This is a genomic window from Butyricicoccus intestinisimiae (genome assembly GCF_018918345.1).
GTDB classification, from domain to species: domain Bacteria; phylum Bacillota; class Clostridia; order Oscillospirales; family Butyricicoccaceae; genus Butyricicoccus_A; species Butyricicoccus_A intestinisimiae.
Genome location: NZ_JAHLQI010000002.1, coordinates 275,270 through 289,205, shown reverse-complemented (window position 1 = coordinate 289,205; position 13,936 = coordinate 275,270). Strand labels below are relative to the sequence as shown.

The 13,936-nt window shown below is 53.0% G+C and carries 19 protein-coding genes; all 19 read left to right on the top strand.

What is annotated here, in order from left to right; translation table 11 throughout:
* Positions 1 to 15 precede the first annotated feature (15 nt).
* The 19 genes from rpsE (at position 16) to infB (ending at position 13,916) form a co-directional block, all read left to right on the top strand.
* Positions 16 to 513, top strand: coding sequence for a 30S ribosomal protein S5 (rpsE, locus tag KQI75_RS04795; protein ID WP_216469594.1), 498 nt, complete (start codon positions 16 to 18; stop codon positions 511 to 513).
* Positions 514 to 530: 17 nt separating this feature from the next.
* Positions 531 to 713, top strand: coding sequence for a 50S ribosomal protein L30 (gene rpmD, locus KQI75_RS04790; RefSeq protein WP_216469593.1), 183 nt, complete (start codon positions 531 to 533; stop codon positions 711 to 713).
* A gap of 13 nt (positions 714 to 726) precedes the next feature.
* Positions 727 to 1,167, top strand: coding sequence for a 50S ribosomal protein L15 (rplO, locus tag KQI75_RS04785; protein ID WP_216469592.1), 441 nt, complete (start codon positions 727 to 729; stop codon positions 1,165 to 1,167).
* A gap of 1 nt (position 1,168) precedes the next feature.
* Positions 1,169 to 2,452 carry a preprotein translocase subunit SecY gene (gene secY / locus KQI75_RS04780; protein WP_216469591.1) on the top strand — a complete coding sequence of 428 codons (1,284 nt, stop codon included), beginning with the start codon at positions 1,169 to 1,171 and terminating at the stop codon, positions 2,450 to 2,452.
* A 63-nt stretch (positions 2,453 to 2,515) separates the two neighbouring features.
* On the top strand, positions 2,516 to 3,151 hold the full coding sequence (locus tag KQI75_RS04775; protein WP_216469590.1) for an adenylate kinase: 636 nt from the start codon (positions 2,516 to 2,518) through the stop codon (positions 3,149 to 3,151).
* A gap of 5 nt (positions 3,152 to 3,156) precedes the next feature.
* The gene (map, locus tag KQI75_RS04770) at positions 3,157 to 3,924 is read left to right on the top strand and encodes a type I methionyl aminopeptidase (protein ID WP_216469589.1); all 768 of its coding nucleotides are present in this window, start codon (positions 3,157 to 3,159) and stop codon (positions 3,922 to 3,924) included.
* Between the two features lie 144 nt (positions 3,925 to 4,068).
* Positions 4,069 to 4,293 carry a translation initiation factor IF-1 gene (gene infA / locus KQI75_RS04765; RefSeq protein WP_087022496.1) on the top strand — a complete coding sequence of 75 codons (225 nt, stop codon included), beginning with the start codon at positions 4,069 to 4,071 and terminating at the stop codon, positions 4,291 to 4,293.
* Between the two features lie 75 nt (positions 4,294 to 4,368).
* On the top strand, positions 4,369 to 4,482 hold the full coding sequence (gene rpmJ, locus KQI75_RS04760) for a 50S ribosomal protein L36 (protein ID WP_087022493.1): 114 nt from the start codon (positions 4,369 to 4,371) through the stop codon (positions 4,480 to 4,482).
* A gap of 35 nt (positions 4,483 to 4,517) precedes the next feature.
* Entirely contained in the window at positions 4,518 to 4,883 is a 366-nt protein-coding gene (gene rpsM, locus KQI75_RS04755; RefSeq protein ID WP_216469588.1) for a 30S ribosomal protein S13, read from the top strand.
* A 16-nt stretch (positions 4,884 to 4,899) separates the two neighbouring features.
* Entirely contained in the window at positions 4,900 to 5,301 is a 402-nt protein-coding gene (rpsK, locus tag KQI75_RS04750) for a 30S ribosomal protein S11 (protein ID WP_087022487.1), read from the top strand.
* A 15-nt stretch (positions 5,302 to 5,316) separates the two neighbouring features.
* The gene (gene rpsD, locus KQI75_RS04745) at positions 5,317 to 5,910 is read left to right on the top strand and encodes a 30S ribosomal protein S4 (RefSeq protein WP_216469587.1); all 594 of its coding nucleotides are present in this window, start codon (positions 5,317 to 5,319) and stop codon (positions 5,908 to 5,910) included.
* Positions 5,911 to 5,970: 60 nt separating this feature from the next.
* Positions 5,971 to 6,918, top strand: coding sequence for a DNA-directed RNA polymerase subunit alpha (locus KQI75_RS04740; RefSeq protein ID WP_216469586.1), 948 nt, complete (start codon positions 5,971 to 5,973; stop codon positions 6,916 to 6,918).
* A gap of 86 nt (positions 6,919 to 7,004) precedes the next feature.
* Positions 7,005 to 7,346 carry a 50S ribosomal protein L17 gene (gene rplQ, locus KQI75_RS04735; RefSeq protein WP_216469585.1) on the top strand — a complete coding sequence of 114 codons (342 nt, stop codon included), beginning with the start codon at positions 7,005 to 7,007 and terminating at the stop codon, positions 7,344 to 7,346.
* A gap of 136 nt (positions 7,347 to 7,482) precedes the next feature.
* Positions 7,483 to 8,910 (top strand): lipopolysaccharide biosynthesis protein, encoded by a 1,428-nt coding sequence (locus KQI75_RS04730; protein ID WP_216469584.1) that lies wholly within the window; start codon positions 7,483 to 7,485, stop codon positions 8,908 to 8,910.
* Positions 8,911 to 9,038: 128 nt separating this feature from the next.
* Positions 9,039 to 9,509 (top strand): ribosome maturation factor RimP, encoded by a 471-nt coding sequence (locus KQI75_RS04725; protein WP_216469583.1) that lies wholly within the window; start codon positions 9,039 to 9,041, stop codon positions 9,507 to 9,509.
* Positions 9,510 to 9,578: 69 nt separating this feature from the next.
* The gene (gene nusA / locus KQI75_RS04720) at positions 9,579 to 10,679 is read left to right on the top strand and encodes a transcription termination factor NusA (RefSeq protein WP_216469582.1); all 1,101 of its coding nucleotides are present in this window, start codon (positions 9,579 to 9,581) and stop codon (positions 10,677 to 10,679) included.
* 15 nt (positions 10,680 to 10,694) lie between these two features.
* Positions 10,695 to 10,970: an RNase P modulator RnpM gene (gene rnpM, locus KQI75_RS04715; protein ID WP_407927184.1), complete on the top strand. Its 276-nt coding sequence runs from the start codon at positions 10,695 to 10,697 to the stop codon at positions 10,968 to 10,970.
* Positions 10,963 to 11,427: a ribosomal L7Ae/L30e/S12e/Gadd45 family protein gene (locus KQI75_RS04710; protein ID WP_216469581.1), complete on the top strand. Its 465-nt coding sequence runs from the start codon at positions 10,963 to 10,965 to the stop codon at positions 11,425 to 11,427. Before rnpM ends, KQI75_RS04710 begins: the two co-directional genes overlap by 8 nt.
* The gene (infB, locus tag KQI75_RS04705; RefSeq protein WP_216469580.1) at positions 11,424 to 13,916 is read left to right on the top strand and encodes a translation initiation factor IF-2; all 2,493 of its coding nucleotides are present in this window, start codon (positions 11,424 to 11,426) and stop codon (positions 13,914 to 13,916) included. Before KQI75_RS04710 ends, infB begins: the two co-directional genes overlap by 4 nt.
* The last annotated feature ends 20 nt before the right edge of the window (positions 13,917 to 13,936 follow it).

Sequence of the window (13,936 nt, the reverse complement as noted above, 5' to 3'; positions counted from 1 at the left end):
GAAGGAGGGAAACAAATGGCTGGAAAGTATGAACGCGGCGCCTCTGAGTACGAAGAAAGAGTAGTCGCTTTAAATCGAGTATCTAAGACCGTCAAGGGCGGTCGTGTTATGAAGTTCGCTGCACTGGTTGTCATTGGTGACCAGAAGGGTACCATCGGCGTAGGCCAGGGTAAGGCTGCCGAAGTTCCGGATGCAATCCGCAAGGCAATCGAGGACGCAAAGAAGAACCTGGTAACTATTAGCCTGAAGGGCAGCTCCATCCCGCACGAGACTATCGGCGAGTTCGGCGCTGGCCGTGTCCTCCTGAAGCCGGCTGCTCCTGGTACCGGCGTTATCGCTGGCGGCGCAGTTCGTGCAGTGGTAGAAGTTGCTGGTATCAAGGACATCCGTACCAAGTGCCTGCGCTCCCGCAACCCGCAGAACGTTGTAAACGCAACGATCGAAGGTCTGAAGAGCCTGCGCACCGCAGAGCAGGTTGCTGCAGTTCGCGGCAAGTCTGCTGAAGAACTTTAATAGGAGGGGTAGTTTCAATGGAAAACCTGAAGATTACCCTGGTTAAGAGCTTGTCTGGCAGAAACAAGAAGCACATTGCCACAGCTCATTCCTTGGGTCTTAAGACGATCAACGACGTAACCATTCAGCCCGACAATGCCCAGACCCGTGGCAAGATCGCTCAGATCAGCTACCTGGTCAAGGTCGAGGCTAACGCATAAGGAGGTGTAGAACATGAAGTTACAGGATCTGAAGCCGGCTGAAGGTTCTACTCAGCCTGCATTCCGCAAGGGCCGTGGTGCTGGTTCCGGCAACGGCAAGACCGCAGGCCGCGGCCACAAGGGCCAGTGGGCTCGTTCTGGCGGCGGTGTACGTCCGGGCTTTGAAGGCGGTCAGATGCCGCTGGCTCGTCGTCTGCCGAAGCGCGGTTTCCACAACATTTTCGGTACCGAGAATGCAGTGGTAAATGTATCCGATCTCAACCGTTTCGAGGACGGCGCAGTTGTTACTGCTGCTGATCTGGTAGAAGCTGGTCTGGTAAAGAAGACACTGGACGGTGTCAAGGTACTGGGCAACGGTGAGATCACCAAGAAGCTGACCGTACAGGCAGCTGCTTTCTCTGCTTCCGCAAAGGAGAAAATCGAGGCAGCAGGAGGAAAGGCCGAGGTGGTATAAGGTGTTCGAGACCTTAAAAGCCGCATGGCAAGTTCCGGAGCTGAAGAAAAAGCTGCTGTACACAGCGTTTATCATCCTTCTGTTCCGGTTGGGCTCCTCTATCCCTGTACCGTATATTGACATTGCACAGCTGTCCACATACTTTGATTCGATGTCCGGCACCGCGCTGGGTCTGATGAATGTATTTTCCGGCGGCGGTCTGTCCAGAGCGACGATTTTTGCAATGTCGGTCACCCCGTATATTAACGCCTCCATCATCATCCAGCTGCTCACGGTTGCCATTCCGGCACTCGAGCGCATGGTTCGTGAGGAAGGCGAGGAAGGCCAGAAGAAGATTTCAGCCATCACCCGTTATCTGGGTGTTGCGCTGGGTCTTCTCCAGGGCTACTCCTATTATGTCCTGCTCAGAAGCAACAATCTGATTGCTCAGACAGACTTCTGGCATGGATTCGTCATTGTTCTGACCTTTACCGCAGGTACCGCGCTCATCATGTACATGGGTGAGCAGATCAGCAAGAACGGTGTCGGCAACGGCATCAGCATTCTGCTTTTCGCAGGTATCGTTTCCAGAGGTCCGGCAATGGCATCTACGCTGGTAGAGCTGGTTCGCGACGGCGGCGTAAGCTACTTCGTAGCTGCACTGACTATCATCGTGGCACTCGCTATCGTAGTATTTGTTGTATTCATCTCCGATGCAGAGCGCAGAATCCCGATTCAGTATGCAAAGCGCGTTGTTGGTCGAAAGATGTACGGCGGCCAGTCCACCCATCTGCCGATCAAGGTCAATGCATCCGGCGTTATGCCGATCATCTTTGCAGCTTCTATCATGTCTCTGCCGTCTACGATCAAGATGATGACAAATGTGAAGGCGGGCGGCGTTGCCTCCTTCATCTTCAATCTGTTTGAAACCACCAATCCGTTTTACATCATTGTGTACATCGCACTGATCTTCATGTTCAGCTATTTCTACGCTGCGATTCAGTTCAATCCGATTGAAATTGCGAACAACCTGAAGAAAAACGGCGGCTTCATTCCGGGCTTCCGTCCGGGTCGGCCGACATCGGATTTCATCAGCAAGGCTCTCGGAAAGGTTACCTTCCTCGGTGCCATCTTCCTGAGCATTGTAGCCGGCGTTCCGCTGGTCGTAGGCGCACTCAATTCCAGCCTGAACAATGTGGCACTGGGCGGTACTTCGGTACTCATCGTTGTCGGCGTTGCTCTTGAGACGGTTCGTCAGCTGGAGAGTCAGCTCATGATGAGAAATTATAAGGGATTCCTTGAGTAAAATTTAGTGAAAATTTTGCTTGCAATTTAAGGAATCAGCGGTTATAATAGAGGAGATCGAAACATGAAACTCGTTTTACTCGGCGCACCGGGCGCTGGTAAGGGTACTCTGGCAGCATATCTCATCGAAAAGATGGGTATTCCGTCTGTATCCACCGGCAATATGCTCCGTGAAGCCATCAAGAATCAGACTGAGCTCGGTATGAGCGCAAAGAAGTACATGGATGCCGGCGAACTGGTACCGGATGAAGTCGTTATCGGCCTCATCAAGGATCGCCTTGCACAGGACGACTGCGCAAACGGCTGCATTCTGGACGGATTCCCGCGCAACATTCCGCAGGCTGAGGCTTTGGAAAAGGTCGTACCGATGGACTGTGCACTCTCTCTGGAAATTCCGGACGAGACCATTGTCAACCGCATGAGCGGCAGACGTGTATGCCTGTCTTGCGGCGCTACCTATAATGTCAACAGTGAAGCTATGGCTCCGAAGAAGGAAGGCATCTGCGACAACTGCGGCGACCAGATCGTTATCCGCAAGGACGACGCACCGGAAACCGTGCTTGCTCGTCTGAAGACCTACCATGAACAGACCGAGCCGGTAAAGGGCTTCTATGCGAACCTGGGCAAGCTCAAGAGCATCGAGATCGACAACGATTTCGAAAAGACCAAGAAGCTGGCCTGCGAAGCACTGGAGATTTAAACGAGATGATTAGACTTAAATCCAATAAAGAATTGGAATTAATGCGTCAGGCAGGACGAATCACCGCAGCGGCACGCGCCGCTGCGGCTCGTGCTGTCCGGCCGGGGGTCACCACAGGTGAAATCGATAAGATTGTTCGGAAAACGATAGAAAAAGCCGGGGCAAAACCGTCTTTTCTTGGCTATGGCGGATTTCCGGGCAGTGCCTGTGTTTCGATCAACGATGAAGTAATCCATGGCATCCCCTCGCGTTCCCGTGTCATTCACGAGGGTGATATTGTCAAAGTGGACGTTGGTGCGTACATCAACGGCTTCCATGGCGACTGTGCCTGCACCATCCCGTGCGGAGAGGTGTCGGAAGAGGCAAGAAAGCTCATCGCAGTGACCCGACAGAGTTTCTATGAGGGCATCAAGTTTGCCCGCAAGGGTAATCGTATATCAGACATTTCCAACGCCATCCAGACGTATGTCGAGGCGCAGGGCTTTTCCCTCGTGCGCGATTATGTAGGACACGGCGTAGGCGCGAATCTGCATGAAGATCCGGAGGTTCCGAATTTCGGCCGTCCGGGGCACGGCGTGCGGCTTCAGCCGGGAATGACCTTAGCCATTGAGCCTATGGTAAACGTAGGAACGTATGCAGTAAAGGTACTGCCGGACGGTTGGACCGTCAAGACGGCAGACGGCAAGCTGTCTGCGCACTACGAGAATTCCATCGCAATCACCGAGGGAGATCCGGTCATTCTGACCTTCCCTACCGACGGAGAAAATTGGTGAGCGCGGGGATTCTGCACGCAAACCCCATGATTTGATTTTATCCCGCTGCGGCTGCGGAGAAGCGATGCTGCGCTGCTCCATCAGAGCGGGGGCCTGGCAAAACATGCAGGGCCGTAGACTTTCTGACAATTGGAGGAAATTAAGATGCCAAAAGAGGACTTGATTGAACTGGAAGGTACCGTCATAGAGGCGCTGCCAAACGCTACCTTTAAGGTAGAACTGAACAATCCGGCGAAGCCGGTCATTCAGGCTCACATCTCCGGTAAGCTTAGAATGAATTATATTCGCATCCTGCCCGGCGATAAAGTAACGGTACAGGTCTCTCCGTATGACCTGACCAAGGGCAGAATCACCTGGAGATCCAAGTAATCCAGATTCACACCCCGGAATGAGGCATTACAGGCTGCCATTCCGGTTCGACACAACCTTATGGAGGTTATTTCAATGAAAGTAAGACCGTCTGTAAAACCGATTTGCGAGAAGTGCAAGATCATTCGTCGCAAGGGTCGTGTCATGGTAATCTGCACGAACCCGAAGCACAAGCAGAAGCAGGGCTGATTCCCCACTGAACCACACAGGAGGTGCGTTAATAAATGGCAAGAATTGCCGGTGTAGACCTTCCGAGAGAAAAGCGCGTAGAAATTGGTCTGACCTATGTCTACGGCATCGGACGGAAGCTGTCCAATGAGATTTTGAAGAAGGCGGGTATCAATCCGGATACTCGTGTTAAGGATCTGACTGAAGCAGAAGAAATCAAGCTGCGCGAAGTGATCCATGATTATACTGTAGAAGGCGACCTGCGCCGTGAAGTTGCGCTGAACATCAAGCGCCTGGTAGAAATCGGCTCCTATCGTGGCGTTCGCCACAGAAGAGGCCTGCCGGTTCGCGGTCAGCGTACCAAGACCAACGCTCGTACTCGCAAGGGCCCGAAGAAGACCATTGCGAACAAGAAGAAGTAAGGAGGCGTACTGAAAAATGGCTAAGGCACAGAAGAAGGGCGCCGTTTCTCGTAAGCGCCGCGTAAGCAAGAACATCGAAAAGGGTGCGGCTCATATCCGTTCCTCCTTTAACAATACCATCGTAACCATCAGCGACCTGAACGGCAATGCTATTTCTTGGGCATCCGCAGGTGAGATGGGTTTCCGTGGCTCCCGTAAGTCCACGCCGTTCGCTGCACAGACCGCTGCAGAGACCGCTGCAAAGGCTGCTATGGAGCATGGCCTGAAGACTGTTGAAGTCTACGTAAAGGGCCCGGGTTCCGGCCGTGAGGCTGCTATCCGCGCACTGCAGGCTACCGGCCTGGAAGTAACCATGATCAAGGACGTTACCCCGATCCCGCACAATGGCTGCCGTCCGCCGAAGAGAAGAAGAGTTTAAGGAGGATACAGACTTATGGCAAAGAACACACAGCCGATCCTTAAGCGCTGCAAGACTCTGGGTATTTCTCCGGCAGTTCTGGGCGTTAACAAGGAAACCAATAGAAACCCGAAGCAGTCCAGAAGAAAGCAGTCTGAGTACGCTATGCAGCTGACTGAGAAGCAGAAGGTCAAGTTTATCTATGGCGTTCTGGAGAAGCAGTTCAGAACATACTACAAGAAGGCTGAAAAGATGGAAGGCAAGGCTGGTGAGAACCTGCTGATCCTCCTGGAGACTCGTCTGGATAACGTTGTATACCGTCTTGGCTTTGCTAAGACCCGTCGTGAAGCTCGTCAGCTGACCTCCCACGGTCACTTCACCGTAAACGGCCAGAAGGTTGACATCGCATCCTACCGCGTAAAGCCGGGCGATGTTATCGCTGTTCGTGAGAAGAGCCGTTCCAGCGCGAAGTTCAAGGCTCTGGTTGAAGAGCTGGGCGCTACTGCTACTCCGAAGTGGCTGGAGAAGGAAAAGGACAGCTTTGAAGGCAAGGTAATCGCAATGCCGCAGCGCGATGATATCGACTACGAAGTTGCTGAGCACCTCATCGTCGAGTTGTACTCCAAGTAAGATTTGCCCTCATTTGTTTGTTTTATTATTTCGCCGACTGATAAGGAGGGTATCATTTAAATGATCGAAATTGAAAAGCCCCGTATAGACTGCGAAAACCTTGCAGAAGATGGTTCCTACGGCAAGTTCGTCGTAGAGCCGCTGGAGCGCGGATACGGAACCACCCTCGGAAACTCTCTTCGCCGCATTCTGCTGTCGAGCCTGCCGGGCACGGCTGCAAGCAGCATCAAGATCAATGGTGTGCAGCACGAGTTCTCTACCATTCCTGGTGTAAAGGAAGACGTAACCGAAATCGTGCTCAACGTAAAGGGCATCATTGCGAAGCTGTACTGCGATGGACCGAAGACGGTTTACATCGAGGCAAGTGGGGAAGGCACTGTAACCGCTGGTGACATTCACACCGACGGCGAGGTAGAGATCCTCAATCCGGAGCTGCACATTGCCACTCTGATGAGCGATGCGCATCTGTCCATGGAAATCACCCTGACCAATGGCCGCGGTTACGTTTCCGCAGAGCGCAACAAGCAGTATCAGACTGCAATCGGCGTCATTCCGGTAGACTCGATCTACACGCCTGTCTATAAGGTAAACTACACAGTTGAAAATACTCGTGTCGGCAATATGACCGATTACGACAAACTGACTCTGGAAGTGTGGACTGACCGCACGATCACAGCAAAGGACGCTGTATCGCTGGGCGCGAAGGTCCTGACTGACCATCTGTCCCTGTTTGTTGACCTCTCTGAGGAAATCGGTTCTCATTCCACCGTTGTTGAGAAGGCTGAGACACAGCATGATAAGGTTCTTGAGATGACGATTGAGGAACTGGATCTGTCCGTTCGCTCCTTCAACTGCCTCAAGCGTGCCGGTATCAATACGGTAGAAGACCTCATCAACACTTCCGAAGATGACATGATGAAGGTTCGTAACCTCGGCAAGAAGTCTCTGGAAGAAGTTATTTACAAGTTGGAGGCAATGGGTCTGTCCCTTGCCAAGAACGAAGACTAAACAACCCGAACCATACCGCGGAACCCGGCTTTTGCCGGGGGCTCCGCCAGGATAGATAGACCTGTACCAAAGGAGGTAATTTTCTCATGGCTGGAAACCGTAAACTCGGCAGAACCACTGACCATAGAATGGCAATGCTCAGAGCAATGGTAACCTTCCTGCTGGAAAACGGCAGAATTGAGACCACTGTTGCAAGAGCCAGAGAAGTTCGTCCTCTCGCAGAGAAGATGATCACACTCGGTAAGAAGAACACCCTCGCAACCCGCCGCCAGGCAGCTGCTTTCATCACCAAGAAGGAAGTAGAAGCAAAGGTATTCGGCGAGCTGGCAGAGAAGTACGCTGACCGCAACGGCGGCTACACTCGCATCGTAAAGATCGGCCCGCGCCGCGGCGATGCAGCTGAGATGGCTATTATCGAGCTGGTTTAATTGATCGATAATCAATGAATCCGAAAGGAGATTGTTTCGAGCGCATGCTATCGGAACAATCTCTTTTTTTGCGTTTTGATGTAGCCTGTGATATAATCATACTATTCTAAACACAAATCGAGTAAGGAAGTATTCTATGGCACAAAACAGATACAAAAAGCTGATGGGCAATACCTTGATTTTTGCCATCGGCACATTTTCCTCCAAGGTGCTCGTGTTCCTCATGCTGCCGTACTATACCAACATCCTGTCTACGGGTGAGTATGGTACCGTCGATGCGCTCATCAATGTCGGTCAGCTGATGATTCCGATTGCCTCGGTGGGCATCAACAACGCGGTCATCCGCTTCGGCTTGGAAAAGGGAACCGATAAGAGCAGCGTATTCAGCAGCGGTCTTTATACGATACTAGCGGGATTTGTCTGCCTAGCTGTCGTTTCTCCGATTCTGACGCTGTTTATGGACTTCATGTCCGGCTATACGATTGCGGTTTTGGCGTTTGTTCTTGCATCCAGCCTGCGCACGCTGTGTGTTCAGTTTGCCCTTAGCATGGGCTATAACAAAATGTATGCAGCCAATGGCATCGCCAATACCTTTCTCAATGTCATTCTGAACATTCTTTTGCTGCCGCATTTCCGCATCATGGGTTACTTGCTGGCGAATATCCTTGCCGATGTTGCCACAGGTCTCCTGATGTTTGTTCTGGCAAAGGAGCATCGGTATCTGATCTCCCCAATGAGCCGGAAAATGGATCGTGGTTTGTCCAAGCGGATGCGCAAATACGCGCTGCCGCTGGTTCCGCAGACGGTTTGCCAGTGGATTATCAATATGTCTGACCGATATATGATTATCTTTTTCATCAACACACAGGCCAATGGTCTGTATGCTGCGGCGACAAAAATTCCGAATATTTTGCTTGTTGTTGCCAATCTTTTTGCGGATGCATGGCAGATTTCTGCTGTCAAGGAGAGCGATCCCAAAGAACAGGTGGCCTTTTTCAGTAAAGTGCTCGGTGCCTATTCGTCTATTGCGTTTATCGGAAGCTCCGGCTTGATTATGATTTCTAAAGTCGTCATGACTTTTATGGTTGGCAAGGACTTCTTTATCTCGTGGCGGTATATTCCGGTTTTGACCTTGGGTACAACGTTTGGTCTGCTGGCAACCTTCCTCGCAAGCGTATACATGCTGCGCCTGAAGAGCAGAAATTCTATGGTCACGACAATGATTTGTGCGGTTGTCAACATTGTCCTCAACTGCATCTTGATTCCGGTTCTGGGCAACAATTTTGGCGCATTCTGGGGTGCTATGGGTGCAGGCATTGCGACCTTTATCAGCTATTTTGTTCTGTTCCTCATCCGTGCATTTGACACGCAGAAGTATCTCAAGATTCAGTGGAACATCAAGAAAACGCTCGTCAGCGTTGTCATTTTGTTTGTACAGGCTTTGATTATGACGGCGGAGGTTCCGTTCTGGTTTGTACTGGTACCGGCGCTGTTCGTGCTGCTCGCTGCGATAAACGCGCGGGAAATTCTGCTGTCCGTCAACAAGCTGCTGCGCCGCGGTTGAGCCGGCTGCGAAAGTTTTTCTTGCATTGCATGTGAATTGGTGCTATAATTACCAATAGTGTAAGAATTATGATCCAAGGAGAGTGGGGAAACCCACTCTTTCTTATTGTTATTGTTGCGGAGGGAATCATGACAGCAAGAGAAGTATGCCAGCGCGTCTGGGATATTAGTGCACCATGTGCCGCAGAAATGGGCATCCATCTGTGGGACGTCACCTTCGAAAAGGAAGGCGGTCAGTATATGCTGACCATTACGATTGACCGCGAAGGTCATACCGATATTGATGACTGCGAGAAGCTGTCCCGTTATGTGGACCCGTTTATGGATGAAAAGGAATTTGCATCGCTTCCGCCGTATACGCTGTGTGTCTCTTCGGCAGGCCTGACGCGCCGCCTGAGACGTCCGGAGCATTTTGCATCCTGCATGGGACAGGAGGTAGAGCTGCGCTTCTATCGCCCGATCAACGGCAGCAGAACCGCCGTTGGCATCCTGAAGGATTACGACAGCGAGACCGGCTCAGTCACGCTGGAGGAGGACGGCACCGTCACCGTTTATGAGCCAAAGGATATTGCAGCGGTTCGTCTGTACGTATCCATCTAATTCGAAATGTCTTCTCATTTAGGTATGGCGCTAAGCCATGCCGCACACAATAAGGAGTGAATATCAAACATGAACGCAGAATTTTTTGCAGCACTGGAGCAGCTGGAAAAAGAAAAAGGAATTCCGGTCGATTATATGCTCGATCGCGTATGTCAGGCACTGCTGACCGCGTATAAAAAGGACAACGACGGTCTCAAGTGCGACAACGTATATGTTGAGCCGGATATGGACGAAAAGACCATCCACATGTACGCATCCAAGGAAGTTGTCGACGAGGCAGAGGATCCGCTGACCGAGATTTCTCTGGAAGACGCAAAGAAGATCAGCCCGCGTGTATCGCTGGGTGACTTTGTCCGCGTTGGCATCGAGACCAAGAAGTTCGGCCGCATTGCAGCACAGGCTGCCAAGCAGGTCATCATTCAGGGCATCCGCGAGTCCGAGCGCGGCATGGCTTACAATGAGTACAGCTCCCGCGAGCACGAAATCCTCAACGCAACCGTATTCCGTGTGGATCCGGAAAGCGGCACGATTATTGTTGAGGTTGTCAGCGAGGGCGAAAAGATTGAAACCGCACTGGCCAAGGGCGAGCAGGTACCGGGCGAGGTTCTGACCGAGGGGCAGCGCATCAAGGTCTATGTCGTAGAGGTTCGCAAGGGCATGCACGGCCCGCAGATTCTGCTGTCCCGCACCCATCCGGGTCTGGTCAAGCGTCTGTTTGAGCTGGAAGTACCGGAAATTCATGACGGCGTTGTGGAAATCAAGTCGATTGCCCGCGAGGCAGGCAACCGCACCAAGATTGCCGTTATGACCCATGATGAAAAGGTTGATCCGATCGGTGCTTGTGTCGGCCCGCGCGGCTCTCGTGTAGGCAGCATTGTCAACGAGCTGTCCGGCGAAAAAATCGACATCATCAAGTATTCCGAGAACATGGCAGACTTTGTTTCCGCAGCACTCAGCCCGGCTGACGTCATCAGCGCGGCTATGCTGCCGGACGGCAAGAGCTGCCGCGTCACCGTACCGGACGATCAGCTGTCTCTGGCAATCGGCAAGGAAGGTCAGAACGCACGTCTGGCTGCAAAGCTGACTGGCTGCAAGATTGATATTGGTTCGGAGAGCGCTGCCAAGGAACAGGCAGAGCAGGCTGACGAAGACCTGCTGGTCGAAGAATAAAGGAGGGCTTTTTCGGTGCAGAAAAAGAAAATACCAATGCGTCAATGTGTCGGCTGCCGAGAAATGAAGCCCAAACGGGAGCTGATCCGCGTGGTGCGTTCGCCCGAAGGGGAAATTGCGCTGGACTTCCGCGGCAAAAATCCGGGACGCGGTGCTTATATCTGCCCGGATGCCAAGTGCCTTGCCAAAGCAAGAAAGAAAAATGCGCTGGGAAATGCGTTCGGCTGTCAAATTCCGGACGAGGTATATGACCAGCTGACGGAACAGATGGAGCAGAATATCAATGCATGAGATATTGCGATTGCTCGGCCTGTGCTTCCGCGCGGGAAAGCTGGTCAGTGGTGACGATGCTGTTGCCGATACCGTTTTCGCAGGGGAAGCGCGTCTGCTGCTGCTGGCAGCAGATGCCGGAGCAAATATTACGCGGCGTGCCGAGCGTCACGCCGAACAAAAAAACGTACCGGTCATTCGTCTGACGGATGACGCGCAGGAGCTGGGCTGGGCGCTGGGACGCACGGCAACGTCTATCTGCTGCATTACCGACGCCGGATTTGCGGCGGCGGCAGCACAAAAGGCGGCAAACGCCGATGCACAGTATACGCCGATTGCACAGCAGCTGGCGCAGAAAAAGCAGCGCATCGAGGCGCGCCGCGGTACGAAAAAAACGCACAGCAAGACTGCCGGCAAGCATACTGCCGGCGGCAAGAGAAAGTCAACCTATACGAAACGTGGAGGTGAACGCGCATGAGTATTGAAAATAAATACCGTGTACATGAAGTCGCTAAGGATTTTGGCGTAGATACCAAGGACATCACCGATGTGATGGCAGAATATTTCACCGCGCCGAAGAATCACATGCAGGTTCTGGAGAACGATGAACTGAATCTGATTTTTGATTATATGACCAAGCAGCATCCGGTGGATAACATGGAGGAAGTCCTGAATAAGCAGGCTGCTCAGAGAAAGGCGCCGACGACACAGGTTGTTCGTCAGCAGCCGATGGGCAGAACCCAGAAGCAGGATCGCCGCGATTCCCGCCGTCCGGAGCAGAAGCGCGACGCAAAGCCGGAAGCTAAGAAGCAGGAAGGCAAGAAGCCGGAGCAGCACACTGCCGCTGCAGAGGAAAAGAAGTTCAACAACGACAAGAAGAAGAACCATCGTCAGGCAAAGCCGCATGAGCAGCGCCAGATTCTGCGTCCGCAGGGCTCCGGCGAGGCGGCGACGTCTACCGTTACGACCGAGGAGCACAAGCAGCCGAAGGGCAAGCAGATTCACCGCGTCGATACCCGCGGCGCAGGCAATGTCAATCTGGATCGTTACGACGACCGCATTGACGCGCTGGTTCCGCAGAAGGCTGACCGCATGAAGTCGGGCAAGCAGAAAATCACCCGCAAGGCGGATGCACGCAGACCGTTCTCCAACAAGCGCCGTCAGGAGGAGCAGGAGAAGATGAAGCGCCTGCAGCGTCAGCAGGAGCTCAAGAAGATTCAGCTCAAGGTTATGATTCCGGATGAAATCAATGTCGGCGAGCTGGCTTCCCGTCTGAAGCGCACTGCAGCAGACGTCATCAAGGAGCTGCTCAAGCTGGGCGTTATGGCAAATATTTCTCAGACCATCGACTTTGACACGGCGGCAATCGTTGCAGAGGAAATGGGCGCAAAGGTTGAGAAGGAAGTACACGTTACCATCGAAGAAAAGCTGTTTGATGAGAGCGAGGACAAGGAAGAAAATCTGGAGCCGAGAAGCCCGGTTATCGTTGTCATGGGTCACGTTGACCATGGTAAGACGTCCCTGCTCGACCGCATCCGCAAGACCGATGTTGCAGCAGGCGAGGCCGGCGGCATCACCCAGCACATCGGCGCATACCGCGTCAAGGTAAACGGCCGTCCGATTACCTTCCTGGATACCCCGGGTCATGCGGCATTTACTTCCATGCGTGCGCGCGGCGCAAAGATTACGGATATTGCCATTCTGGTTGTCGCAGCAGATGACGGCATCATGCCGCAGACCATCGAGGCAATCAACCACGCAAAGGCAGCAGAGATTCCGATTATCGTCGCTGTCAATAAGATTGATAAGGAAAACGCAGATCCGGATCGCGTGCTGCAGCAGCTGACCGAGCACGGTCTGGTACCGGAAGAATGGGGCGGCGAAACCATCGTCTGCAAGATTTCCGCAAAGCAGGGCATCGGCATCGAAAACCTGCTTGAAATGGTTCTGCTGACCGCAGATATGCAGGAGCTGAAGGCAAACCCGAACCGTCAGGCAAAGGGCGCTGTCATCGAGGCAAAGCTGGATCGCGGCCGCGGTCCGGTTGCTACCGTCCTCGTGCAGAACGGTACCCTGCATGCCGGTGATACTGTCATCGCGGGCAAGGCAGTCGGCCGTGTTCGTGTCATGACCGACGAGCGCGGACGCAAGCTGGAAAATGCCGGTCCGTCTGTTCCGGTTGAGATTATCGGTCTGGGCGAAGTGCCGGATGCCGGTGACATCTTCTACGCTGTTGACAACGAGCGCATGGCTCGTGAGCTGGTTGAGCAGCGCAAGGAGAAGGAGAAGGAAGAGCGCAACAAGGCCATGCAGAAGGTTACGCTGGAGAATCTGTTTGACACCATCCAGCAGGGCAACATGAAGGAGCTCAACATCATCATCAAGGCTGACGTGATGGGCTCTGTCGAGGCGGTTCGCAGCTCCCTGCTCAAGCTGAGCAACGAGGAAGTGCGCGTCAATGTCATTCATGGTGCTGTTGGTGCCATCAATGAATCCGACGTAATGCTGGCAGCGGCATCCAATGCCATTATTGTCGGCTTTAACGTGCGTCCGGAGCGTGTAGCAGCGGATTCCGCACACGATCAGGATGTAGAAATCCGTCTGTACCGCGTCATTTACGACTGCATCGAGGAGATGGAGCAGGCAATGAAGGGCATGCTCGATCCGAAGTTCAAGGAAGTTGTTGTCGGCCACGCCGAGATTCGTCAGACCTTTAAGGTCTCCGGTATCGGCACGATTGCCGGTGCATACGTACAGGACGGCAAGATTGTCCGTTCCTGCGAGGTTCGCATTGTGCGTGACGGCATCGTCATTCATGAGGGCCACCTGAACTCCCTGAAGCGCTTCAAGGACGATGCGAAGGAAGTTACCGCAGGCTATGAGTGCGGCATGGGCATTGAGAACTACAACGATCTGAAGGAAGGCGACATCATCGAGTCCTTCGTTATGGAGCAGATCAAGCCGTAAGGTGTTCTCGTCCCGTTGAC